The 24,786-nt window shown below is 59.9% G+C and carries 23 protein-coding genes; 21 read left to right on the forward strand and 2 right to left on the reverse strand.

The features are described 5' to 3' along the window. Window positions 1-2 precede the first annotated feature (2 nt). The 17 genes from HDF16_RS11315 (at window position 3) to HDF16_RS11395 (ending at window position 17,305) form a co-directional block, all read left to right on the forward strand. Window positions 3-1,364, forward strand: a complete 1,362-nt coding sequence (locus HDF16_RS11315; RefSeq protein WP_281383456.1) for a FliI/YscN family ATPase — start codon at window positions 3-5, stop codon at window positions 1,362-1,364. Between the two features lies 1 nt (window position 1,365). After that, complete coding sequence (locus HDF16_RS11320) at window positions 1,366-1,881, forward strand: hypothetical protein (protein WP_184216654.1); 516 nt, start codon at window positions 1,366-1,368, stop codon at window positions 1,879-1,881. An 83-nt stretch (window positions 1,882-1,964) separates the two neighbouring features. Further along, window positions 1,965-4,586 (forward strand): hypothetical protein, encoded by a 2,622-nt coding sequence (locus HDF16_RS11325; protein WP_184216655.1) that lies wholly within the window; start codon window positions 1,965-1,967, stop codon window positions 4,584-4,586. 84 nt (window positions 4,587-4,670) lie between these two features. Next, window positions 4,671-5,165, forward strand: coding sequence for a flagellar hook capping FlgD N-terminal domain-containing protein (locus tag HDF16_RS11330; RefSeq protein ID WP_184216657.1), 495 nt, complete (start codon window positions 4,671-4,673; stop codon window positions 5,163-5,165). Window positions 5,166-5,230: 65 nt separating this feature from the next. After that, window positions 5,231-6,463 (forward strand): flagellar hook protein FlgE, encoded by a 1,233-nt coding sequence (locus HDF16_RS11335; RefSeq protein ID WP_184216659.1) that lies wholly within the window; start codon window positions 5,231-5,233, stop codon window positions 6,461-6,463. Between the two features lie 188 nt (window positions 6,464-6,651). Next, window positions 6,652-7,176 carry a flagellar basal body-associated FliL family protein gene (locus HDF16_RS11340; protein WP_184216661.1) on the forward strand — a complete coding sequence of 175 codons (525 nt, stop codon included), beginning with the start codon at window positions 6,652-6,654 and terminating at the stop codon, window positions 7,174-7,176. A gap of 60 nt (window positions 7,177-7,236) precedes the next feature. Beyond that, entirely contained in the window at window positions 7,237-7,572 is a 336-nt protein-coding gene (locus HDF16_RS11345; protein ID WP_184216663.1) for a FliM/FliN family flagellar motor C-terminal domain-containing protein, read from the forward strand. Window positions 7,573-7,613: 41 nt separating this feature from the next. After that, window positions 7,614-8,084: a flagellar biosynthetic protein FliO gene (locus HDF16_RS11350; protein WP_184216665.1), complete on the forward strand. Its 471-nt coding sequence runs from the start codon at window positions 7,614-7,616 to the stop codon at window positions 8,082-8,084. After that, complete coding sequence (gene fliP / locus HDF16_RS11355; RefSeq protein WP_246409020.1) at window positions 8,081-9,001, forward strand: flagellar type III secretion system pore protein FliP; 921 nt, start codon at window positions 8,081-8,083, stop codon at window positions 8,999-9,001. The genes HDF16_RS11350 and fliP overlap by 4 nt, the downstream gene beginning before the upstream one ends. 22 nt (window positions 9,002-9,023) lie before the next feature. Next, window positions 9,024-9,293 (forward strand): flagellar biosynthetic protein FliQ, encoded by a 270-nt coding sequence (locus HDF16_RS11360; RefSeq protein ID WP_184216667.1) that lies wholly within the window; start codon window positions 9,024-9,026, stop codon window positions 9,291-9,293. Window positions 9,294-9,327: 34 nt separating this feature from the next. After that, window positions 9,328-10,122, forward strand: a complete 795-nt coding sequence (locus tag HDF16_RS11365; RefSeq protein WP_348641303.1) for a flagellar biosynthetic protein FliR — start codon at window positions 9,328-9,330, stop codon at window positions 10,120-10,122. A 52-nt stretch (window positions 10,123-10,174) separates the two neighbouring features. After that, a complete protein-coding gene (locus tag HDF16_RS11370; RefSeq protein WP_184216669.1) occupies window positions 10,175-11,428 on the forward strand; it encodes an EscU/YscU/HrcU family type III secretion system export apparatus switch protein in 1,254 nt (417 codons plus the stop codon). A gap of 44 nt (window positions 11,429-11,472) precedes the next feature. Continuing rightward, entirely contained in the window at window positions 11,473-13,554 is a 2,082-nt protein-coding gene (gene flhA / locus HDF16_RS11375) for a flagellar biosynthesis protein FlhA (protein WP_184217468.1), read from the forward strand. A 122-nt stretch (window positions 13,555-13,676) separates the two neighbouring features. Beyond that, entirely contained in the window at window positions 13,677-14,618 is a 942-nt protein-coding gene (locus HDF16_RS11380) for a sigma-70 family RNA polymerase sigma factor (RefSeq protein WP_246409021.1), read from the forward strand. Window positions 14,619-14,667: 49 nt separating this feature from the next. Continuing rightward, window positions 14,668-15,639 carry a flagellar motor switch protein FliM gene (locus HDF16_RS11385; protein ID WP_184216670.1) on the forward strand — a complete coding sequence of 324 codons (972 nt, stop codon included), beginning with the start codon at window positions 14,668-14,670 and terminating at the stop codon, window positions 15,637-15,639. 47 nt (window positions 15,640-15,686) lie between these two features. Continuing rightward, a complete protein-coding gene (locus tag HDF16_RS30640) occupies window positions 15,687-16,307 on the forward strand; it encodes a FliM/FliN family flagellar motor switch protein (protein ID WP_246409022.1) in 621 nt (206 codons plus the stop codon). Beyond that, a complete protein-coding gene (locus HDF16_RS11395) occupies window positions 16,295-17,305 on the forward strand; it encodes a hypothetical protein (protein WP_184216672.1) in 1,011 nt (336 codons plus the stop codon). The genes HDF16_RS30640 and HDF16_RS11395 overlap by 13 nt, the downstream gene beginning before the upstream one ends. A 67-nt stretch (window positions 17,306-17,372) precedes the next feature. Here the strand turns inward: HDF16_RS11395 and HDF16_RS11400 are convergent, their stop codons facing one another. Both HDF16_RS11400 and HDF16_RS11405 read right to left on the reverse strand, forming a co-directional pair. Then, window positions 17,373-17,840: a peptidoglycan-binding domain-containing protein gene (locus HDF16_RS11400; protein WP_184216674.1), complete on the reverse strand. Its 468-nt coding sequence runs from the start codon at window positions 17,838-17,840 to the stop codon at window positions 17,373-17,375. A 132-nt stretch (window positions 17,841-17,972) separates the two neighbouring features. Beyond that, entirely contained in the window at window positions 17,973-18,950 is a 978-nt protein-coding gene (locus HDF16_RS11405; RefSeq protein WP_184216676.1) for an alpha/beta hydrolase, read from the reverse strand. 92 nt (window positions 18,951-19,042) lie between these two features. Between HDF16_RS11405 and HDF16_RS11410 the strand changes: the two genes are divergently transcribed. From HDF16_RS11410 to carB, 4 genes are all read left to right on the forward strand, one after another. Then, window positions 19,043-19,357 carry a Rieske 2Fe-2S domain-containing protein gene (locus tag HDF16_RS11410; protein ID WP_184216678.1) on the forward strand — a complete coding sequence of 105 codons (315 nt, stop codon included), beginning with the start codon at window positions 19,043-19,045 and terminating at the stop codon, window positions 19,355-19,357. A gap of 440 nt (window positions 19,358-19,797) precedes the next feature. Continuing rightward, window positions 19,798-20,937, forward strand: coding sequence for a glutamine-hydrolyzing carbamoyl-phosphate synthase small subunit (gene carA, locus HDF16_RS11415; protein ID WP_184216680.1), 1,140 nt, complete (start codon window positions 19,798-19,800; stop codon window positions 20,935-20,937). Further along, window positions 20,938-21,483, forward strand: coding sequence for a hypothetical protein (locus tag HDF16_RS11420; protein ID WP_184216682.1), 546 nt, complete (start codon window positions 20,938-20,940; stop codon window positions 21,481-21,483). Beyond that, window positions 21,467-24,760, forward strand: coding sequence for a carbamoyl-phosphate synthase large subunit (gene carB / locus HDF16_RS11425; RefSeq protein WP_184216684.1), 3,294 nt, complete (start codon window positions 21,467-21,469; stop codon window positions 24,758-24,760). The genes HDF16_RS11420 and carB overlap by 17 nt, the downstream gene beginning before the upstream one ends. Window positions 24,761-24,786 lie beyond the last annotated feature (26 nt).

Below are 24,786 nucleotides of genomic sequence, written 5' to 3' on the forward strand. Positions count from 1 at the left end.
TAATGGCTGAGCCGCCTGCAGGTCGCGGTTCAGTCATCCAGATGCGGGATACGGGCATGGAACCTTACTTCCGGCATCTTGCCGCTCGGCCTGCATGGCGCTGGCGGGGCCGCGTGGTCGAGGCCAGCACGGGAACACTCGAGTCGTTGGGGCCGTTGTGCTCGGTGGGTGAGAGCTGCGAGGTGATCGACGGCGAGGGCAAGCGCCATGGCGCGGAGGTGATCGGGTTCCGCGAGCGGCATGTGCTGGTGATGCCGCTCGAGCCGACCCAGGGCATTCGTTATGGGGATACTGTCATCGCGCTGGGGACTACGCCTTACCTGGCCGTGGGCGATGGCATGCAGGGCAGGATTCTGAATGCGCTGGGTGAGCCGATCGACCTCTCCTACGGCGGTGGAGGATCGCCTCGCATGACAGACCTATGGCCGCTCGATGGCTCGGTGCCACGGCCGATGGATCGGACCCCGATCGTGACCGCGCTGCCTACCGGGGTGCGAGCGATCGATGGCATGTTGACGGTTGGGCGCGGACAGAGGGTGGGCATCTTTGGCGGATCTGGCGTGGGCAAGAGCACGCTGATTGGCATGATGACCCGCAACACCGAGGCGGACATCACCGTTGTGGGACTGGTGGGCGAGCGCGGTCGCGAGGTGCGGCAGTTTGTCGAAGAGGCGCTGGGGCCTGAGGGATTGAAGCGGTCGGTGGTGATGGTATCGACGTCGGACGAGAGTCCGTTGCTGCGGATGCGAGCGGCCATGGCTGCGACGGCAGTGGCAGAATTTTATGCCGCTCAGGGGAAGCATGTGCTGCTGGTGCTGGACTCGCTAACAAGATATGCGATGGCGGCGCGGGAGATTGGCCTGGCAGCGGGTGAGCCACCGGCGAGCAAGGGCTATACTCCGTCGGTCTTTGCGCGGCTGGCGCGGCTGGTGGAACGCGCGGGGAACTTCGAGAACGGGAGCATCACCGCGTTCTATACCGTGTTGATGGAAGGCGACGATCAACATGACCCGGTCGTCGATGCGGTCCGTTCGCTGCTTGACGGACATATCGTGCTGTCGCGGGCGCAGGCGGCGGAGGGATGGTTCCCGGCGATCGATATTGTCGATAGCTTGAGCCGTCTGATGCCTTCGGTGACGACCGCACCGCACCGGGAGCGAGCCGCGATGATACGACGACTGATGGCGGCGTACTCACGATCCGCCGACCTGGTACGAATTGGAGCATACAAGCCGGGTCTGGACACGGAGCTCGACCGCTCTATCGCCGCTATGCCTGGACTTCGGGCGTTCCTTGAGCAGGGAATCACGGAACCGGTTGGGTTTGCTGATTCGGTAGCGCGGCTGTTGGCGATGGAGGTCTAGGGTGCAGTCGCGGCTCAGATCGCTTGGCCGCATCGCGGCAATCTATCAGCTGATGGAGTATGCGCATGGGGTCGAACTCGATCAGGCGAGGGCGGCGCTCCATGATGTGGAGACGAGCATTCGGGAGCGGGCAGAGGCGTCCACGCGTTTGGAGTCGGCTGGGTATGAGGCGCTGCTTGAAGGCGATAGAGATGAGTGGCAGCTTGACCAGTCTGAGATCGAGTTCATGCAGTGGAATGCGAAGACGTTTGAAGTGATAAGGAACTCCCGCGATGCCGCGCTGCGCGGGGTGGCAGAGGTCTACCAGGCGAGCCGGATGCAGATGGAGAAGATGCAGAGCGTGTTGAGCGAGGCTCGGCTGAGTGCGGCGCGTGAGCAGGAGCGCGCGGAGCAGCGGGCTTCTGATGACCGCTATCTCTCGCGCAGGCGGTGGCAGACGCGTGGCGAAGAGAATCGCAGGTCCCGTACCGAGCGCGCCGTCAGCGCCGACCTTCCGCGCTTTGGGCGGACCGCATGAATCTCTCCTAATCAATACCGGCGGTCTTTGGTTCTCCGGGTGCAGCTTTATCCAGTGTTCGAGATGCCTGGAGGGTGGACCCAGTGATAACGCCAGTTTTGGATCTGCAGGGAGCGTCGCAACTGATCGACCGCACTGGTTTAGAGACAGCTCCAGTTGACGGTAGCAGCGGTGACTTTGGTGCCGCGTTTACGGCGAGCCTTTCGACTACGCCCTCGGCGGCAGGCTCTGCGGGCAGCAAAGAGTTTGTGGTCGCCACTGGACAGCGGCAAGCCACTCCCAGCCAACTCGGTGGCACCGCTCAGACGACGGTCGCGAAGACGTCTGCCACAACCAACAAGTCGTCTCAGACGACGGCTGGTCAAAAGGTAGGTGTCGGCACGCGGATTCAATTCCGCGATGACGCTGGTGACGAGAGTGTTGAATCTCTCCAGCGGGCTTCTGGGTTGGTGGCTGCGGCGGTCGCAACGAAGTCAACCGATTTGCCCGTCGCGGCGGACAAGAGTATCTCCTCGAAGGCCGGAGCGCAGGTTGCGACGGAAGCCTCGGACTCTCTGGACTTTCTGGCGGAAGCTCAGAAGATTGCTGTTGCCGGGATCAAGTCTTCCAGTTACCGTCTTGCGGGCTCTGAGTTACAGGAACTGCAGGCAGGTGGGACCGGAACCGCCAAGCAGGTGACGGCTAAGACCTCGCAAAGTGGTTTCAAGGTTGATGGGAGTCAGACTGCGGAGAAGAGCAAGGCGTCCGGCCAGGTATCGGACCAGGTCGCGTCTCAACCACTGCTTCCGGCAACCAGCTTGATCACAAGTGATCTCCTCGTGGCATCTCTTGCTGCTGGCGCGTCAGGGTCGCACTCCTCGAAGACCGCTACTGCTTCTAAGGCACAAGTGGAGAGCATCACCGCAGCTTCGGGAGCTTCCTCCGCAGACTTGTCCGGCCAGAGTGTGCAACGGCATCTGGGCGCTACTAATGTTGATGCTCCAAAGACTGTTGCCTCTCTGCAGGGTGGAGAAAGCGGCGGCAAGAGTGGAGTTGTAGCGGCATGGGGTTCCGTTGAGCCGACAATTGTCGCAGCCGCAAGTGGCGCAGTTAGTAAGGGCCGGCAGCTTCCCGTGGAGACTCCGCAGGTCGAGCCTGCCGTCCACGCTCAGTCTGTCCCGGAGACGCCTGACTCTGCTCTCTCAAATGCCGCGCTGCCGACAGGCGTGCTTCCCCACAACTTGAATCGGAGCACAGCTATTCTCGCGCCCACTGAGCTTACGGTCAGCGGAGAACAGCGCGTTTCGCCGGTTACACACGATCTCACCGGCGATGGCTCTGGAACTCGTTCCGGGCTGGCGGGTGTTTCGCATCTGGCACCAGTGAGTGCTGGTGTCTCCGCGAACGGCTCGCAGCCGGTGGTCACAGCATCTACTACGTCGCTTGCTGCCAATGTGCACTCGGAGTTGGCCACAAGTTCATCGACTGCCGTGAAGACAACGGGCGAGGTCGCCAGCACCCATAGCTTCGCGACAAGCGCTTCCCATGCGGCGACGCCAACGAGCGGCGTGTCCGGTCGCCCGGTTGCTCCGCTTGAGCCGTCAGGCGCGATAAGGCCGGTGCCTAAGGGGACTGAGGCGGAGACCGTCTCGCAGGATCCGCCGGTGGTACCGGGTGCCGTGTCAGAGCTCAGACACTCAGTGCGTGCCAGCCTTGATCTGAAGTCTGCAAGCGCGCAGGCGCTATCGGGTGCGACCGCAGCTGCGGGTACAGTTTCGGGTACTCCGCCGCCGGCAAGCAGGGCGGCATCGGCTACCGAACGAGCAAAGGCAGTTGGGGCCTCAGGAGCGGCTGCGGCACAGGCCGCAACAAGCCTGAGCTCAAAAGACAACAACGATCACGGCGTGAGTAGCGACAGCAGTGACAATCTCGCCAGTGTAGGGACTGGCGGGTCGGCGGTCGTGGCCATCGCCAATCACGTCACGCCTCATGAAGTCTTCAACGCAGCGGGCGGCGGAGTCGCCACTGTCTCCGCACTGTCTTCCCAGGGCGTTCCTCAGGGAACGGGCGTCGCCGCTATCTCAACAACAGCTCCGGTGCGGGGTGCTCTGAGTGGCCAGGGATCTTTAGGCGTGACCGCAGCGCCCGAGTTGGGTCATCCGGCCAGCGCGCTTCGCACTGCTATCGGGTCGGAGCCGCACCAGACGCTCGAGGCTACACCGACTTCGCTCGAGGTGGGAGTCCATAGCGGCACAGAGGGATGGTTGAAGATCCGCGCGGAGGTAGGCGGGGAGGGCCAGGTCTCGGCATCGCTCGCGGCAACGTCCGCCAGCGGCGACCAGATGTTGAAGGGCCAGCTCCCGGCGTTGAATGCGTATCTGCATAGCGAACAGATGTCGGTAACGGCCTCGGTTGCGGAACGGACCGGAATCGCCCACGGAGCGGCCACCCACGACGCTGGAGGAGCCGCGCTGCAGGCCGGGACAGGTTCATCGAGTGGCCAGAATGCTTCGCTGCTTCACAGCGGCGGGAACCCAGGCATGGCAGGGCATGGCAGCCGATCGCAGGGTGATGCGCCGGGCACGGCACCGGTACAGAGTCACAGCGCTGGGGATGGGCAGACAGGCTTTGAAGCCGGCTACGACAGAGGAGCGGTGAGCGATACCTCGGCGCTTCCGTCCACGGTCGCAGACAGCAGCGGCCAGTGGTTGAACGTCAGGGTTTGACGACCGTCTGAAGCCAACAAACTTACCGCCGGAACTTTTGTGACTGGTGGCGATTAAATCCAACGCAAGAAACGAGGAGAGCAGATGGACACGAGTCTTTCACAGGTAAACCGGGCAGCATCCCACGCCGTAGCGAACGCGCTGGCACCGAGGCTCCCCTCGCTCCAGAGTACGAAGACCCAGGGCGCGAAGGCTGCCTTGACGTCTCAGTCCGCAGGCGCTACAAGATCGGCGGCCACGCCGGCCGCGACGGGGGCTAGCGCCTCCAGCACTTCAAGCGCTGACTCCGCAACCATCACCAGCAGTGACTTCCTCACCCTGCTGGTCAGCGAGTTGAAGAACCAGGATCCCACCCAGCCTACCGATCCGAACGCATACATTACGCAGCTTGTCGGTGTGAACAGCCTGGAGCAGTTGATCCAGATCAACACCGGGATCACGAGTCTGGATTCGGCTGCGTCGAGCGCGACGGGTGCCACGGGTAAGACGGCGCCGGTCACATCCGCCGCTTCGACGGCGGTGGATTCGACGGCGCCATCGAGCCAAACGAAATCGGCGGCAGCGAGCGGCGGGGTCTAGCTCGCGGAGGTGCGCCGCAGGTCTTACAACTTCAACCGAAAGCCGCAACGAAAGGGAGAATAAACATGCCTAATTTTTCAATACCTCTGTCAGGGCTGTCGGCCGACTCGACCGCGCTCAACACCATCGGCAATAACCTGTCCAACCTCAACACGACTGCCTTCAAAGGCCAGACCACGGAGTTTGAAAACCTCTTCTATCAACAGTTCGGATCGAATGGCGCTGGCGACGCAATTCAGGTCGGCGTTGGTACGAAGGTGCAGGCCACAACGACGAACTTCTCGCAGGGCTCGATCAACCCAACCGGGGTTACTTCGAACCTGGCATTGACCGGCGGCGGCTACTTCATTACGAACGTCAACGGTGTGAACCAACTGACACGCGCCGGCAACTTTCAGCTTGATTCGGTAGGCAACCTGATTTCGGCCGAAGGCGCGAATGTGATGGGTTATGGCGCGACCAACGGCATCGCCAATGTAACTGGTCCGCTGGTGCCACTCAGCCTGCCGGTCGGAGCAACGGAGGCCGCCAAGGCGACGCAGAATCTGGGTGCTACTGTAAACCTGAACGCTGGTGCTACTGCGGGTACGACGTATTCGACCGGCGTCTCGATCTACGACTCGCTCGGCCAGACGCACCAGGCTACGCTTACCTTCACCAAGTCCGCTACCGCGAACCAGTGGACTTACGCGATCACGCTGCCGGCGGGCGAGGCAACGGGAACTCCGGTAAACAATACTGGAACACTGGTCTTCAATTCCTCCGGCGTACTGACTTCGCCGGCGGGCAATGTCGCGGGCATCAAGTTCCCGACTTTGGCCGATGGAGCTGCCGACCTCAACGTCACCTTCGACCTTCTGAACACCGCGGGTACGCCTGTGATCACGCAGACCATCGCCGCGTCGCAGACCAACGCCACGCTGCAGGATGGTTTCGCCAGCGGCGTTTATACGGGCTTCTCGGCGGACTCCGCGGGCAGACTGTATGCGACTTTCAGCAACGGTCAGACCCAGGTGGTTGGACAGGTAGCCGTGGGTGTGGTGGCGAACGACCAGGGACTTACGCTGGCGGGAAACAATAGCTATCTTGCGACCCCAGGCTCGGGCCAGATCGTTGCCGGAACTGCAGGCACAGGCTTTCGTGGATCGATCACCGACAGCGCGCTGGAGTTGTCGAACGTAGACATCTCGACCGAGTTCGCCAACCTGATTGTGGCGCAGCGCTCGTTTGAGGCGAACGCTAAGACGGTGACCACTTTCGACACCGTCAGCCAGGATACGATCGCGATGATCCGTTAGAGACAGGCAATCGGCATCATGAAGAACAGGCGGCGGCGGCTGCGGGTATGGGAAGCGATTCCGATACCGGCCCGCCGCTCTTCTTGTAGCGGGCACTGAACTATCAGGGCCGTTCGGTGTCCCATTTGTGAGCACCTGCTAATCGTCGCCAGTCCTAAAGTGGCATTCAAGATGCTGTTACCTAAGTCATGGCGAACGCATCTTCAGGCGGTGAAGAACCGGTCAAGCCGGGCGGAGTGAAGCTCCCGATCCCCTTGCTACTGGTGGTCGTGATCTTTGGCACCTGGCTGGGCCTGGCTGGCGGCGGGGCGGCGTTCATCTACCTAGCCAAATCCGGCAAGCTGCCGATCGCCCATGCCGAAGGAACGGCATCGTCATCGGAAGCAAGCCATCAAGTTGTTCTTGAGCCGATTCTCGTGAATCTCGCCGACGAGGGTGGACACGCCTATCTGCGATTGGGATTGACGCTCGAGATTGCTGGAGACAAGCCAGCTCCCGCAGCGGAGGCAGATGCCACCAAGGGGAAGAGCGGCCCCGAGACAGCGATCCGCGACATCGTGCTGACCAATCTAAGCCGCCAGACCAGCGCTTATCTGCTGGGTCCCGATGGCAAGGAGCACTTAAAGATCGAGCTGAAGGAAGCGATTACGAAGAGCAATTTGAAGGTGACCGTGAAGGACCTTTACTTCAGCGACTTCCTGGTTCAGATGTAGCCCGGAAGGGATTCGTAGAACGCATCTGCAGTAAAGATTCGAGCCTTTAGGGAGGCATAAATGAGCATTTTGGATAACGAGACCAGAAGCGGCGAGATGGCGGTGCATCACGGCGGATATGTTTCGAACCGTCATCATCTCCCGTGGACGCAGAGGATCGAAGACCACGTCTCCTGGCCGATACTGCAGCGTGTCCCCGAGACCATTACAGCGTTGATCGATATCCCTGACTTCACCGTGCGCGATCTGTTGACGCTCGAACCGGGCCGGGTTGTGGCGAGCCAGACGCTGACCTCGGAGCTGATCCCGATCAAGATTGGCGCGGTACAAATCCTGTGGGCGGAGTTCGAGGTCGTAGAAGAGTCGCTGGGGCTTCGTGTGGCGAAGCTGGCATAGCAGTGAGCCGGCGGGAGAGCACGACGCAAGGAGAGAACGCAATGAGTGAATCCAAGACAGATCGAAGGAAGGGTCTCGCGGCGCGACTGTCTTCCATACTGCAGCATCTCAAGCAGGCTGTGCTCGAGCGCAGCAAGCGCGGCAAGCCGCGGCGCATGGTACTGCTGGAGGCGCTTCAGCTAGGCAACCGGCGACAGCTGTTTCTGGTCGCCTGCGATGAACATCGATTCCTGGTCGGAGCGGGCAGCGACCGTATCGGGACGCTGGTAGCGATTCCGGAGACATCCTCGGAGGCAGTGCCAGGTGCAGCATCAGGCGACATCAAATCGCAGGCTGCTATGCAGCAAGCCCATGCTGCGCGAGGTTCCGAGCGAGGGCGGGACCCAGCATGGATGCGGCCTTCCGGCTTTGAAAGAACCGCGGGAAGGGGACTTCAACTGGTCCAGCGGGAGAACGCCACCGCCAACGGCGCCACGGTACGCAAGGGTCTCGAGGCAGGAAGAACGCAATGATGGCGCAGCCCCACCAGGAGTGCAACAAAAAGCGTTGCGGTAGAGCCTGTCATCCCGTACTCGCCGCTCTTGTGCTGGGTGCGATGTTTGTTATGCCCATGAGTGCGTCAGCGTCGCCCGTGAGGATTGCATCGTTCGGAGTTGGAGGCGGCGTCCCTCTATTTGCGGCGGCGGAGACGAAGCCGAGCGCCGCGAATCATGGGCCTGCAGGTTCATTGCGCAATGGGTCGAATCCGGGCACTGATTCGCTAGGGAATGCTATGAGCAAGTCGATTGCGGATCAGATGAAGGGGAATCAGAGCGTGCCCTGGGCGATCGTCTTCGGGCTCACGCTGCTGACGCTGCTGCCTGCGATCCTGCTGTCGATGACGCCGATGATCCGGCTGCTGGTGGTCTTCCACTTCCTTCGCCAGGCGCTGGGAACGCAGACGGCTCCGTCGAACCAGGTGCTGATGGGGCTGGCGCTGATGATGACCTGGTTCTTGATGCAGCCGGTCCTGTTGCAGGTCGAGCAGCAGGCTGTGACCCCGTATCGCGAGAACCGGATGACCGGCGAGGCGGCCATTGCGCAGGGGTTGGTGCCGGTGAAGCAGTACATGCTGCGCTACGCGAGGGAGAAAGACCTGATGGTCTTTGCGTCCGCTGGTATGGGCACACAGCCGCGTACAAGGGACGATTTGCCACTGCCGGTGATCTTTCCCGCATACATCCTGAGCGAGCTGAAGGCAGGCTTCCAGATCGGCGCTGTTCTCTTCCTTCCATTTCTTCTGGTGGACCTGATGGTCGCGAGCGTGACGACTTCGATCGGCATGATGCAACTGCCGCCCGTGGTGATCTCAACGCCTTTGAAGATTCTTTTGTTCGTGATGGTCGATGGCTGGAACCTGCTGGCGGACCAACTGTTGAAGAGCTTTTGAGCATTAGTCCCGAGGAGGGTATGTGGGACCGGACCAGGCCGTAGAGATGATGCGAAGACTGTTGATCGAGGCATTGCTGCTGAGCGCTCCGATGCTGGTGGGAGCTGCGATTATCAGCCTCATCGTCAGCCTGCTGCAGACCTTGACGAGCGTGCAGGAGCAGACGCTGACCGCTGTGCCGAGGCTGCTGGTGGTCTTCGCAATAGCGATGGTTACGATGCCCTGGACGGTACATCGGCTGGTCAACTTTACCGTGCATCTGTGGACAGGGTTGCAGCGATATCTGGGATAGAAGCTCTTCAGCTTGGGAAAGGAATGGGCATCGCGTGACCTCTGCGACGGGCGACATCATCAATGATTGGCCGGGCTATCTAAGTGCTGGAGTGCTGGTGCTCATTCGCCTGAGCGGCCTGATGGTCTTCGCGCCGATCTTCAGCTCAGGCGCAATCACGGCACAGGCCAAGGCGGGTCTGGTGTTGGCGATGACGATCCTCCTTGCTCCCGTAGTTGCGGTATTGCCCGGTGCCCGCCCAGTGCTTGACTTCTCCGCGGTGCTTGGCGAGCTCGGCGTCGGGCTGACCCTGGGACTCGCGCTCACGATGCTGAACGAGGCCCTGAACTTTGCGGGAACGGTGATGGGCTTCGAGTTCAGCTTTTCGCTGGTCAGCCTTCTCGATCCGAACACCATGATCGAGACCCCGGTGCTGGGGCAGATGCTGGGATGGCTGGGCATCCTGGTGATTCTTGGCGCAGGTCTGCACCGCACAGTGATTATGGCCGTGATGCGCAGCTTCAGCGTGGTTCCTGTGGGGCAGGCGGCGTTTCAAGGCCAGACCGGTGTGGCGCTCTCCGGCATGGCCAGTGGACTTTTCCTTGCGGGGTTGCAGCTTGCGGCACCTGTGCTTGCGGCTGCGTTGACGGTTGAGGTGACGGTTGCGTTGATTGGGAGACTTTCTCCGCAGTTGCCTGTGCTGGTCGTGAGCATACCGCTCAAGGCGATTGCGTCTTACGTGGTCCTGATCGCGAGCCTGGCCGTGTGGCCGGGATGGATCGAGCGGCACTTCACGGCGCTGCTCGATACCGCGTCGAGGCTGATTGTTCCCGCGCATGCGGTCCTGTAGGACGGCCGTTTGAGTTTCGAAGTTGAAAGAGTGTGAAGGTATGGCTGACTAAATGGCTGATAAAGGTACAGAGCAAGCGACACCGCAACGCAAGAAGAAGGCGCGCGAAGACGGCGACTTCGTCCGCAGTCGCGAGCTTCTGGCGGCCGTTGCGATGCTCGCTGGCGTGCTCGTGCTCGGAGCGATGAGCAGCCGTTTTGTTAACGGATGGATGCGGGTCTATATCGACAGCTTGAGCGGATTACGCAATGCCGATCTCTCGGGAGAGCGTGGAGTGGAACTGGTTCGGCGAACGATGCTTCCCGGCATGGCACCGATTGCGATGGTGATGCTGGCTGCCTTCGCTGGCTCGCTTGTGATGGGACTGCTTCAGGGCGGGGGGATCGGATTTCATGCAAAGTCGCTGGCCTTCAACTTCGATCGCATCAATCCGGTCACGAACATGGGCCACCTCTTCAGCCTTCGGTCGACGACACGGGTTGTGAAGTCGATGGTACCCGCCGGGATCATGGCGATCTTCGGCTGGTATGGGCTGCATCGCTTGATGGTGCAGTCGCCGGTGATGAGCATGGTCAGACTGCCGCAGACCTTCTCTACGGCGTATCTCCTTGCGCTCGATGCAGCGTGGGTTGCACTCGCCTGGTCGGGACTGGACTATGCGATCGAGTTTCGAGCGTGGAACCAGCGATTGAAGATGACCAAGCAGCAGATCCGCGAGGAGATGCGCGATGCTACCGGGAATCCGCAGATCAAGGCGCGTGTGCGGCAGATTCAGCGCGCGATGAGACGGCGCAGGGTGAAGGCCGATATGTCGCGGGCGAGCGTGCTGATCACCAATCCCACGCACTATGCGGTTGCGCTCGAGTTCAGCTTCGAGACCATGCAGGCTCCGACGGTGTTGGCCAAGGGACGCGACCTGCATGCACTCGAGATGCGGGAAGAGGCGCGCTGGGCGGGAGTTCCGATCATCGAGAACCCCCCGCTTGCACGCAGTCTCTATCAGGCCGTCGAGCCCGGTAGTTCTATTCCTTTTGCGCTGTATCAGGCGGTTGCCGGCATCCTCGCATTCCTTTACCGCCAGCGTATGGAGGAGAAGCTGCGCGCGGACCGGGCAGCTAAAGCGGCGGCACAGTCGAAGCCGGCAGAGGTTGCGGGGATGTATGCCGAGCAGCGTGGCGGGATGGTCCTTGATCGGATCGTTGCTGATGACGGTATGACAACGGAGGACCTTGAGCCAGGGGCCAAGGAAGAGACCACGAATGACGAGCCTGGCACGGAAGTGGCGAGCAACAAGGGAGATCTATGAGCGATGCGGTATTAGCCAGGCAGCCAGGAAGACTCGAGTCGAACATGGCCATGAGGATGGGCAAGCTGCGCGTGCTGCTACTGCCGGTGACGGCGATCAGCATGGTCTTCGTGATGCTGATTCCGGTACCCAGCTTTGTTCTGGACCTGTTGCTGGCGGCTTCGATCACAGCGTCGGTCATCGTGTTTCTCACCGCGATCCAGGTACGAAAGGCTGTCGACTTTTCGGTCTTTCCGACGCTGTTGTTGTTGCTCACCATGTTTCGTTTGAGCCTGAATCTGGCATCGAGCCGACGCATTCTGCTGCATGGCAACGAAGGGACCCATGCCGCCGGATCGGTGATCGAGGCGTTCGGACAATTTGTTGTTGGAGGCAACTACGTCGTCGGATTTGTGCTGTTTCTTGCGTTGATTGCGATTCAGTACCTGGTCGTAAGCCACGGCGCGGTGAGGACTGCCGAGGTCACGGCGCGGTTCACCCTCGACGCCTTGCCGGGCAAGCAGATGGCGATCGATGCGGATATGAACGCTGGTCTGATCGATGAGCAGGGAGCGCGCAGGCGGCGCGAAGCGATCGCGCGGGAGGCGGAGTTTTACGGAGCGATGGATGGCGCGGCGCGTTTCAATCAGCGCGACTCGTTGGCGACGATCCTGATCACGGGCATCAACATCGTGGCGGGGCTATTGATCGGCGTGCTGCAGCAGGGGACCGATCTCTCGACTGCAGTGAAGACCTACACCATCCTCACCGTTGGGGACGGCCTGGTGACGATGATTCCGAGCCTCCTGGTGTCGATCGCCGGAGGCATGGTGCTTACGCGTGCGTCGTCTTCGGGCACGCTCGACAAGGAGCTGGGTACGCAACTCTTTGGCGGCCGAAATACGCTGTGGATTGCTTGCGGTGTTCTGCTCGCATTGGCATTGATTCCCGGTCTGCCGAAGATATCGTTCTTCCTGATGGCGGGCGGCGTCGCCCTGATTGCGCGTACGCTGCCGGCAACGTCCGCAGGGGAGCAGTTCGCCGTTGAGGGCGGTCTCGTCTCCGCGGAGAAGACCAAGTCCGACGAGACCGCGAAGACGGACAACTTCACCTCGCTGCTGAAGATGGACGAGCTGACCCTGGAGATTGGTTTCCAGTTGATTCCCCTGGTGGATGAACGGCAGGGCGGTCAGATGTTGAATCGCGTTCGTTCGATGCGAAGACAACTGGCTTCAGAGCTGGGCTTCGTTGTGCCGCCGGTACATATTACCGACAACCTGCGGCTGAAGCCGAGAGAGTATGTGGTGAGTCTGCGCGGCATCGAGATCGCCCGCTGGCAGATGGAGCAGAACTTCGTCCTGGCGGTGAACGCCGACCCGAAGGCAAGGCCGCTGACTGGAATCGAGACGCGTGAGCCGGCGTTCAACGTTCCCGCGCGCTGGATACAACCGGGCATGGAGGAAGCAGCGCTCGCGGCGGGATACTCCGTGGTCGACCAGACGACGGTGATTGGTACGCACCTGGGTGAGTTGATTCGCAGGCATGCTTATGAACTATTGGGTCGCCAGGAGGTGAAGCGTCTGCTGGACAGCATGACGGACGCCTATCCGAAGCTGGTGGAGGAGCTGGTGCCGAAGCTGTTGAGCCTGGGCGAGGTGCAGAAGGTACTTCAGCAACTGCTGCGGGAACAGGTCTCGATCCGAGACCTGGGAGCGATTCTCGATGTGCTGGTGGAGGCTGCATCGCACTCGAAGAACATCGTGAACCTGGTCGAGAGCGTGAGACAGACGATGGGCCGTAGCGTGGTGCAGCCGCTGCTGGACTCCGAAGGCGGCCTGCGGGTGCTGACGCTCGAACATCTGCTTGAGTCCGAGATTCTCAATACCTTCGATCCGCAGAGGGCGACGCTCGCGCTGGGCGACGGTGGAGCGAAGACCCAGGCGGAGTTTCTGCGGCGGATGGTCGAGTCTGTGAAACGGCTAACCGGAGGAGGAGGAGTTACGGCCCCCGCAGTGCTCTTATGCCCAAGCCCGGCTCGCTATCATCTTCGGCGCTGGCTGGAGCCGTTCCTGCCGAAGATCGTGGTGATTGCACCGGGTGAGATTCCGGCGGAGATCCGGGTTCGCAGCATTGGAACGGTGAATTAGTAACGGGCATGAAGTAACGGTATCAAGCAGCGCGGTGTGACCTGAAGCAGGCGACCAATGAGTCAGGCAATCAGTCACACAAGGTGAGAGCGAACAGCATGAGCATGGGGAATCCGATACCGATGAGTCTGTTTCAACAATTGCCGAAGGGTTCACATCGCGAGGGCCAACATCGTGAAGCCGGGGACGGTAGTGCAGACGAAAGCCGCCTGCTGACGAGTGCGGCGTTCGACGACACCGAGCTCGGAGGACATCATATCGACGAAGGGTTGCAGGCAGAAACCAACGCAGAGATGTCGCCGGGTGACCGGGACCAGCTTCTGCTGGAACATCTTCCGACGGTCAGGTACCTCGCGCGCAGGATTCACGAACGCCTGCCGCAACACGTCGAGCTTGATGATCTGATCTCCGCCGGTGTGGTTGGACTAATTGATGCTTTTTCGAAGTTCGATCACAACAAGAAGGTGCAGTTCAAGAGCTATGCCCAGTTCCGCATACGCGGAGCGATTCTCGACTCTTTGAGAACGCTGGACTGGAGTCCGCGTGAACTTCGCCGCAAGGGGAGAGCCGTTGAAGAGGCGATTCGATCGGTGACGCAGCGGCTTGGCCGCGCTCCTGCGGAGCATGAGATCGCTGCTGAGATGGAGCTGACTCTCAGCGAGTTTCAACAACTTCTTGGTGATCTGAAGGGGCTCGAGATAGGCAGCCTGCACATGGAGCGGACAGAAGACTCGGGCGACCAGGAGCTTGCTTATATCCCTGGGTCGCCGGAAGAGGATCCGCTCTTTCTTTGTCTCAAGGGCGAACTGAAGCAAAGGCTTACGGATGCGATCGATGAGCTGCCCGAGCGTGAGCGGCTGGTGCTGACGCTCTACTACTTCGAGGAGCTCACGATGAAAGAGATCGGGCTCACGCTGGGTGTGGTCGAGTCTCGGGTCTCACAGATTCACTCCGCGGCCGTTCTGCGGTTGCGCGTGGCGCTTGCTGCTCTGCGCACCAGTCGCGGCAAGGGGCCGGCGAGTGAGAGGCCGGACTCGCGCAAGCGCGGCTACGGATCGAGATGACGAAACTTCACGAGATGGATATCACGATGGATTTCAGGAGCGGTAAATCATGAGCACGACACTCGATCAGGACGCTATCGATTCAATCTTCGCCGAAGCGAAGGGCGAGAAGAGGCAGGAAGAAGTGACCGGCTCCGGGCCAAGCACCGCTCCCTATAACTTCACCCGAGCGGGCCAGATCAGCGCGCAGGAGATGAAGACGATCACTAGTGTGAGCGACTTCTTCGCGATGAATCTGAAGCACACGATTGGTGGCTGGCTGCGCACACAGTTCAACGTGAAGCTGGTCTCGCGAGAGCAGCTTTCCTACCAGGAGTTCCTGGACCGGCTGCCTGATCCGAACTACATCTGTTCCATAAGGCTTGAGCCATTGGGTGCGTTAGGGTTGATCGAGTTTGACCTCGCCCTGGTGGCTCCTATCGTCGATCTGTTGATGGGCGGGGTTGGAGACTCGGCGAAGGTTCGCGATCTCACGGACATCGAGGAGGAGATTCTTGCCTCGGTGATTCAGCTGATTATTCGCGAGCTGAATACGGCGTGGCTCTCGATCGGCCTGCGGTTCGAGTTCGATCATCGCGAGTCGGCGGGAAGCGGAGCGCGCATGATGTCGCTGGCGGAGAAGACGCTCTGCGTTAGCTTCGAGGTGACGATGGCGGAGGAACGGGGCGCTCTCAACCTCTGCATCCCTTCGGTGGTGCTGAACCAGATTCTGCGCCGCCTGCACAAGGAGCGCGATCGTCCGCGGAGGCAGTCGCACGAGAACCAGGTGCGATTGCGAAACCTGATCGGGAAGACCACGGTGGGTACAGTGCTTCAGTTCACGCCGATGAAGCTTCAGGCTCGGCAGTTGATCGAGCTCGAACCGGGAAAGATTCTGCGTTTTCCGCTGTCGAGGTACGCCACGTCTGAACTTTGTGTAGGTGGCTTGCCCATCGCCAAGGCGCATCCCGTGCGCAGCCAGGAGCATCGCGGCGCGCAGATAGAAAGCATCCTCAACGAAAGACTTACGCCGAAGGCTTAGGCAAACCTCAACGAACATCCTGAACCAGGCAAGGCGGAGAGAAGAAGATGGCCGACGAGATGGACGAGTCCCTGGACGCGGAAGAGAAAGGTTCTACTCCGAAAGAGAACATGGCCGAAGGGGTGGAGGCCTCTGCTGCGGGCAGCGAGCAGAGGCTCGCAGGCGATATTGCAGGGCATGACACTGCGGATGCGGCTGGCGTAGAGGCTCTGGCTCCTGCAGACGGAGCGACCGAAAGACCTCCTGCTGCAGCGGCAGCATCGACTGACTCTGCGGAGGCGTTCTTCGATGCGGCCCCGAACGTCGATCAGCCGGAGCCGCATGGAACTCGAGCTGCGTCCGCCGGGGCATCGACCAAGAACGAGGCGCATCCGCGAGTTGAAGCGAATGAGCTTGATATGCCCGGCCTCGACTTGCTCTACGATGTCGAGCTTGATGCGACGCTGCAGTTCGGGTCGAGGGAGATGCTGCTGCGAGATGTTCTCGAGCTTGGGCCGGGCGATGTTGTTGAGCTGGATCGGCATATTGCGCAGCCGGTGGATCTTGTTGTCGGCGACCGGATTGTCGCCCGCGGAGAAGTGGTTGTGGCGAGCGGAAACTTCGCGCTTCGCGTCACCGAAGTAGCGGCCCCGCAGATGCGGCTGGAGAGTATCCGATGCCTCTTCTAAGCGACAGGAGTTTGAACACCGCGGAGTTGAAGAACAATCGATCGGTTGAGATTCCAACTGGCCTCATGAAGCGTGACGTCTACGCAGCAAGCCGGGTGGCCTCGCGGGGCGTTGCGGGCACAAGAGGCCTGGGGATTTCAGTTCCAGCTCTTTCCTCCCGGACCGAGTGCGGTAACCCTGTCTGCGGCGGGGGATGGACGCCTCCGTGGCGCAGCCGGAGGTATCCGTTCTTCGAAGACCGGTGGGCGTGTTCTGAGCGCTGCCTGCTGGAGATGGTGAAGATGGCCATCGCGCGGGAGATCGACGATGGAGTGCTTGAAGGGGTTGAGGAGGTGGCGGGCCAGCACCGGCACCGGATTCCGCTTGGCCTAGTTCTGCTGGGGCAGGGTTGGATCACGCATCCGCAGCTGCGTAAGGCGCTGGAGATGCAGCGGCTGAAGGGCAAGGGAAGGATAGGAGACTGGCTGGTCTCCGAGTGCGGGCTTCGGTCGGAGTGGATTACGCGCGGGCTGAGCGTGCAGTGGAATTGTCCTGTGCTCACGACGGACGGATTCTCACCGGAGACGATGGCGAGGGCGCTGCCAAGGCCTTTCATCGAAGAGTATGGAATTCTGCCTCTGCGCGTGGCTGCCCGCAGGATTCTCTATGTGGGGTTTCAAGACCATCTGGACGCCTCCTCCGCCTATGCCGTCGAGCAGATCAGCGGTCTGCGGACGGAGTGCGGCGTGATTGGGGAAGACCGTTATCGCAAGGCGAAGGAGGCGGTTCTCGGGTGCCGATTTGTAGACATGAAGCGAACGATCGTCGCCGACCGCGACGCGCTGGTGCGGTCGATAGAAAAAGTTATCGAGCAAGGTAGGCCAACCGCATCCCGGCTGGTGAGGTTGCATCGCTACTACTGGCTTCGGCTTTGGCGGGAGGAGAAGGGCAGCATACGATCGACGCGCCAGATTCCTGACCCCGGAGAGGCCGCGGACTATCTGTTTACGATTGGTTAGAGGGGCGCAGATTGAAAAGAGGCATCCGGTCGGGGGACCGGATACCTCTTTTGCAGGTTCTGATGCGCTACTTACTATTCAACGCAGCTAGCGAAAAGCCATTTTGAGCGACTGGGGCGGATGCGATGGAGCGGTCTGATTGAGATGAGGTGTCCACGCTTGAGGTCAGGGTTGCGTCGGAAGACTGAGCCTGTTGCGGTCCGAGACCAAGAAGGATGAGAGCGCGCGAGTCGGGTGTCAGCTTTGTCTGCCAGCCCTTTTCAGCCTGGAGCTTCTGCATCGCAGACTGGCTTTCCGCGTCCCAGTGGCCTGAAGGAGTTCCAGACATATAGCCGGCCTTGATCAGGGCTTCCTGAATTTCGGTTGCTCGCTGAGGTTCTATTGCGCGGGGGCCGCTCGGCTTGGCAGTGGACTTTGATGACTTGTGCTTGAAGAGGCTGGACGTGGGACCACGACGCGCATGGTTGTAAGCGTAGCTGGGGATTGCGGAGGCAAGCGTGAGGATGGATGCAACGATGATTCGTCTCGACCGCATAGTTGAAGAGAACTCCTGTGCCAAAGATACCGTTCCGACGTACCGTGCAGCCGACCAGATTTGACCTTAGGATATCGGCAGGCTGCCCGGTTTGCAATACCAGAGGTTGTACTCATCTCGGAATTAATTTCTTTACTTTTGTTGTAGTGGCGGGCCTGAACCCGGTCGTGTCGACTGATTTGGGTGAAGTTGATCGAGAAACCGGGAAATTTGTTCGAGGTAGGCGGGGCCGTCGGCCGGTGATGCGGGAAGTGCAACGATCATTTTGGGTTCAGCGGCGGATCGCTCCATATCCAGTGATTGCGCGCTTTCAGAGAGCAGGAACAGCTTGGCGGTCTTCAAGTTTGCGACTGCGGCGGCTATGTCGAAAGTTTCATGAAACAGGGCTCGGGCGGGCAAAAGTCTGGTGCGGGGGTCGTCATGAACTATTTTGAGGAGATCGGTTCGCGGAGAGTCGAGGATAACTCCTGAAATCTGCGTTTGAGTGGCCGCCAGTTGGGCGGCGATTGCCGCGCCGACGCCCTCTCCAAAGGGGATGACCTTTGCTCCGGGAGTCTGCCGCGACACGGTAAGGTACTGCCAGGCGGAGGCGGCATCCTCGTTCATGCGACGTTCGCTCGGATGCTCGGCGGCACTTTGGCCGTAGCCGCGATAGTCGAAGGCGAAGATATTGATGCCGAGTGAATGTAAGGCAGCAAGCCTGGGCTCGTCGTGGGCGAGCGAGCCGTCGCCACCGGGGAGATAGAGCAACGTTTCGGAGACGTACAGGCCGTTTGATCCGGAGGGAATCCACCAGCCCGTCAACTGCGGGGTGCCGGACTCATTCACGCCGAAGTGAACTGTCTCAAAGGCAGCTCCACCGATGGTTGTGGGGACCGGTTTCGATCGGTCCGGATGTAATACCAACTGCCATTGACCCTGGTAAAAGAGCAGGCAAAAGGTTAGGTAGCCGCAGAGGAGAGCTGCGAGGAGGACCACGCAGAAGGCCTTCAACAGCCAGATGGGATCGACGGCTTCGGGGGAGGCATTCGGTGCCGTGGCGTGATGGCGCGGATTTCTTGAAGCTTGCTGCCGGGTTTGTTTGCCGGAGCGAGGTGTTACAGGGGCCATGACGGTAGGTTCCACATGAACTCTAGCAGGTTCCTCGCAGCCGTTTCACGACCAGGCCGTGGGTTACGCTGATAAAGGAATGGAGGCCGACTGTGGCGGAGTGGGTAAGGATTTGTGGGGTTGCGGAGGCTCCCGCTGCCGGTAAGGTGATGGAGGCAGAGGTAAACGGGATTCAGATCTGCCTGGCGAACCTGAATGGGGAACTGGCGGCGCTGGATAATCTCTGCCCGCATCGGCAGGGGCCTCTTGGGCAGGGCTGGATCGAGGGTGAGGCGGTGATCTGCCCCTGGCACTCGTGGGCGTTCAATCTAAAGACGGGGCTGGCTGAGTATCCGGCGCATGAGCGGGTGGAAGTCTTTCCGGTGAAGACCGAAGGTGAGGACGTGTTAGTCGAAATCGATGGATAAGTGCTGGATTTGGTTCAACGTAAAGAGAAAAAGACGGGACGACTCAAACGTGGAACATCTTTCGCGTTGAGGAAAACTATTCACGGGCAAATGTGTTCTAACGGACTAATCTGGACGGGACAGCCGGTACTTCGGTGAAGCCCGGTTGGAGGAGGATTTCCCCATGAAGATTCGTAATTTGATGCTCTCGATCGTTGCTCTCGCAGTCTTTGCAGGCGTGGTATTGCCTGCTGAGGCCCGTCATCATCACCGCCACCACCACCATCATCCTCATCACTAAACCGTGATGCAGCGATGGAAAAGACCCGGCCTGCGTGCCGGGTCTTTTCATTAACGAGAATGAAAGATTTGCTCCGCCAATGCTGATAGAATCGATTGAATCCACTCCAGATTCGATCTCGATTCCGTCGGCGACGCCGCCGGAATGCTCAGGAGCGGCAATGCAGGCAATTCTCGCGCTGGAAGACGGGCGCATCTTTCGCGGTACAGGTTTTGGCGCACGAGTGGAACGCTCGGGTGAAGTAGTCTTCAATACATCGCTGACCGGCTATCAGGAGATCTTTACCGATCCCTCCTATGCGGGCCAGATCGTGGTTCTTACAAACCCTCACATCGGCAACTACGGAACGACCCCAAGCGATGCGGAGGCCTCAAAGCCTTACATCGAAGGTCTGGTGACGCGGGAGTTTTCGCCGATCAGTTCCAACTGGCGTTCAAGCGAAGTTGCTGACGAGTATCTTGAGCGCAACGGCGTTCCTGTGATCGCTGAGATCGACACGCGGGCCGTGGTGCGGCATCTTCGCGCCAATGGCGTGATGCGTGGCGTGATTGCGATTGGCGAGGCGCTGGATGAAGCCACGCTGGTAGCGAAGGCGAAGGCGATCAAGAAGATGGACGGGACCGATCTCGCCAGCGTCGTCAGTACGAAGGTGGTCTACACCTGGGATGACTCGGAACCGAAGAATCAGACGGGCGATAAGTTGCTGACCGCCGCGCTCGATACCGGGGCGAAGCAGATGCATGTGGTTGCCTATGATTTCGGTATCAAGCAGAACATTCTGCGCATGCTGACGCGCGAGAACTGCAGGGTCACCGTCGTGCCAGCGCGTACCTCCGCCGAAGAAGTTCTCGCGATGGAGCCGGATGGCGTCTTCTTCTCGAACGGGCCGGGTGATCCGGAGCCGCTCGACTACGCGATTGAAAGCGTGCAGAAGATCAAGGGCAAGACGCCGATCTTCGGTATCTGCCTGGGGCATCAGATTTTCGGGTTGGCGCTGGGCGGCAAAACGTACAAGTTGAAGTTTGGTCACCATGGTGGGAATCACCCGATCATGAACCATCAGACGGGCAAGGTTGAGATCACGGCGCAGAATCACAACTACAACGTCGATCCGGAGAGCCTGCCTGCGGATGTCGAGCGTACACATACGAATCTGAACGACCAGACGCTTGCCGGGCTGAGGCACAAGACGGACCCGATGTTCAGCGTGCAATATCACCCGGAAGCAAGTCCCGGGCCACACGATTCGCATTACTTGTTCAAGGACTTTCGCAAGATGATGGAAGAGTGGAAGAAATAAATGGGTTGGGTTACCAGGTCTCTTCTCTTGGTACTTGTCTTCCAAATGACATGTCTTCTGGATTTACAGGCAAGGGAGAAGCACAAACCGCACTCTTTGTTCTGTCTGCATAGTGTTGACGGGACATGGCATGCGCAGACCTTCCAGCCGCTGATCAACCCACGGAAAGAGCTCTTTTTCGCAGAGATATCCTTTGAAGCAAAACGCGTAGACGTGGTGCGCCTGAGGCACTTTTATCCAGGGTATGACGTGGAGTTCGATTACAAATTTGACACGAACGGCAGGCTGAGTGGATTGATGGGAAGTGTTGCAGTACCAAGAGACTGGGTTGCCGAGGCCGACTTGTTCACTCATCTCGATGCACCTGATACGGCGCTAATGGTCAGGTATTACAGGCCGGGGACAGAAGACCGAATTCTCACGCCTGAAGGTGTGAATACCTACATAGCGGATTTGAACAATGCGCCAATCTACAAGACGGCGGAATCGTTGCCATGTGCCGATTCTTTCCAAGATGCGGAGAAGATGAATGCCACGCAGAAGTGATATCGCGAAGATTCTAGTGATCGGCTCAGGGCCGATCGTCATCGGTCAGTCGGCCGAGTTTGATTACTCCGGAACGCAGGCGTGCAAGGCGCTGAAGGCCGAGGGATATGAGGTCGTGCTGGTGAACTCCAACCCGGCATCGATCATGACCGACCCCGAGGTTGCCGACCGCACGTACATCGAGCCTCTCAACACGGCTTACGTCGAAGAGATCATTCGCGTCGAGATGGAGATGCTGAAGGCGTCGGGCGTGAAGGGATCGTTTGCCGTGCTTCCCACGGTGGGCGGGCAGACGGCGCTGAACCTTGCCGTCGATCTCTCGGACTCCGGCGTGCTCGAGAAGTATGGGGTTGAGCTGATCGGCGCGAAGCTTGAAGCGATCAAGAAGGCCGAAGACCGCCTTCTCTTCAAGGACGCGATGACCAAGATCGGGCTCGACATGCCGCGGTCTGCGCTGGTGCGTACGGTGAGCGCTGGCCTGGAGTTCGCCGGGAAGATCGGCTTTCCCGTCGTTATCCGGCCAAGTTTTACGCTGGGTGGATCGGGCGGAGGCATCGCCTATAACCGCGAGGAGATGACCGAGATTCTGTCACGCGGCCTCGATCTCTCGCCGGTGGGCGAGTGCCTGATCGAAGAGAGTGTCCTCGGTTGGAAGGAGTATGAGCTTGAGGTTGTTCGCGATCTCAAGGACAACGTCATCATTATTTGCTCGATCGAGAACTTCGATCCGATGGGCGTACATACCGGCGACTCGATCACCGTCGCTCCGGCGCAGACGCTGACTGATCGCGAGTACCAGCGGATGCGTGACGCGGCGATTGCGTGCATTCGCGAGATCGGTGTCGAGACGGGCGGAAGTAATGTGCAGTTCGCCGTCAACCCGGCGAACGGCCGTATGACCGTGATCGAGATGAACCCGCGTGTATCGCGGTCATCAGCACTTGCGTCGAAGGCGACGGGATTTCCGATCGCGAAGATTGCTGCGCGGCTCGCGGTTGGCTATACGCTCGACGAGATTCAGAACGACATTACCAAGGCGACGCCTGCGTGCTTCGAGCCGACCATCGACTACGTCGTCGTGAAAATTCCCAAGTGGCAGTTTGAAAAGTTTCCCGGCGCCGATGAAGGTCTTGGGCCGCAGATGAAATCCGTCGGCGAAGTGATGGCGATTGGCCGAACCTTCAAGGAAGCGATGATGAAGGCCGTGCGTTCGCTCGAGACCGGCAAGAAGGCCACCGCGGATGACATCGAGCCACGCCGCCTAACGCAGCGTCTTGTGACACCGCATCCTGATCGCCTCTCCTACGTTCGCTACGCCTTCGAGCGCGGCATGAGCGTGCGCGAGGTTGCTAGGATGACCTCGATGGACCCGTGGTTCCTGCACCAGATCAAGCAGATTACGGACGAGATCAAGGCGATCGGCGAGAAGAAGATTGGAGACGTAACGGCTTACGAGCTTCGTGTCGCGAAGCGCATGGGCATCTCCGATGAGCGACTGGCCGCAACCTGGGGTCTGACTGGAGCGGAAGGCACTGCCGAAGTCCGCGCGTTGCGCAAGAAGCTGGGCGTGATGCCAGTCTTCAAGCTTGTAGATACCTGCGCGGCGGAGTTCGAGAGCTACACGCCTTACCTCTACAGTTGCTACGACGAGGAAGACGAGTATCCACCGACGAATCGCAAGAAGATCATGATCCTCGGCAGCGGGCCGAACCGGATCGGGCAGGGAATCGAGTTCGACTACTGCTGCTGTCACGCGGCCTTTGCGCTGCGGGAGGATGGCTACGAGACGATCATGGTCAACTGCAATCCTGAGACTGTCTCGACCGACTACGACACCAGCGACCGCCTCTACTTCGAGCCGCTGACGCTTGAGGATGTGCTTGCCGTCTATGAGCACGAAGCCGCGTCTGGTGCGGAGATCGGCATGATCGTTCAGTTTGGCGGACAGACGCCGCTGAATCTTTCGCTGCCCTTGAAGAAGGCTGGTGTGCCGATCATCGGTACGTCACCCGAGTCGATTGATCTTGCGGAAGACCGCAAACGCTTCGGCAAGCTGATCGAGGAGCTTGAGATTCCGCAACCGCAGGGTGCTATGGCGACCAGTGTTCCCGAGGCAATTGCTGGAGCGAATCGCGTTGGATATCCGGTGCTGGTGCGGCCTTCGTATGTGCTCGGCGGACGGGCAATGGTTATCGCGTATGACGATGACGAGATCATTCGTTACATGAGCACTGCGATTGAGTACTCGCAGGAACGGCCGGTGTTGATCGACCACTTCCTTGAGGACGCGGTGGAGTGCGACGTCGACGCGCTGTGCGACGGCGATGATGTGTTGATTGCCGGCATCATGCAGCACATTGAAGAGGCCGGCATCCACTCCGGCGACTCATCCTGCGTCCTGCCCGCTGTGGATCTCACTGTGGATGTCATGGAGACGATCCGAAGCTACACGCGTAAGCTCGCCAAAGCTCTCAACGTGATTGGCCTGGTGAACATTCAGTTCGCCATCCAGCGTGGTGTGGTCTATGTGATCGAGGTAAACCCGCGCGCATCGCGCACCGTGCCCTATGTTTCGAAGGCCACCGGTATCCCGCTGGCAAAGATCGCCTCGCGACTGATGGTTGGGCAGAAGCTGCGGACGCTGCTGCCGGAGCAAGTTGCGTCAGGCAGCGATCTCGACACGGGCGATTATTTCTTCGTCAAGTCGCCAGTCTTCCCATGGGGCAAGTTCCCGGGCGTCGATACGGTGCTTGGTCCGGAGATGAAGTCGACGGGCGAGGTGATGGGCGTGTCGGATAACTTCGGTGAGGCGTTCGCCAAGGCACAGATTGCAGCCGGGCAGGTGCTGCCGATGCAGGGAACCATCTTCCTGAGCGTGAATGACCACGACAAGGCCGGGCTGGTCACGCTGGCGAAGGACTTCATGAACCTTGGGTTCCATCTTGTCGCGACCCATGGAACGGCGGAGGTTCTTGAGGCCGCCGGACTGCAGCCCGAGCGCGTGTACAAGGTGAAGGAAGGACGCCCTAACGTCGTCGATCTGATCAAGAGCGACCGCATTCAGCTCATCATCAACACGCCGCGAGGGCAGGACACCTTCTTCGATGAGAAAGCTATCCGACGTGCGGCTGTGCTGGCACGCATCCCGACCATCACGACGCTAGCCGCCGCACGGGCTGCAGCGGAAGGTATCGCGGCGCTGCAGAAGGGCAGCATCAGTGTGAAGGCTCTGCAGGAGCTTCATGCGGAGCGCGCTGTCGTGGTCGCTGTAAGTTAGCCCCCATAGAACCGAACACTTCAAGC

The sequence above is a fragment of the Granulicella aggregans genome, from assembly GCF_014203275.1.
Taxonomy (GTDB): Bacteria; Acidobacteriota; Terriglobia; order Terriglobales; family Acidobacteriaceae; genus Edaphobacter.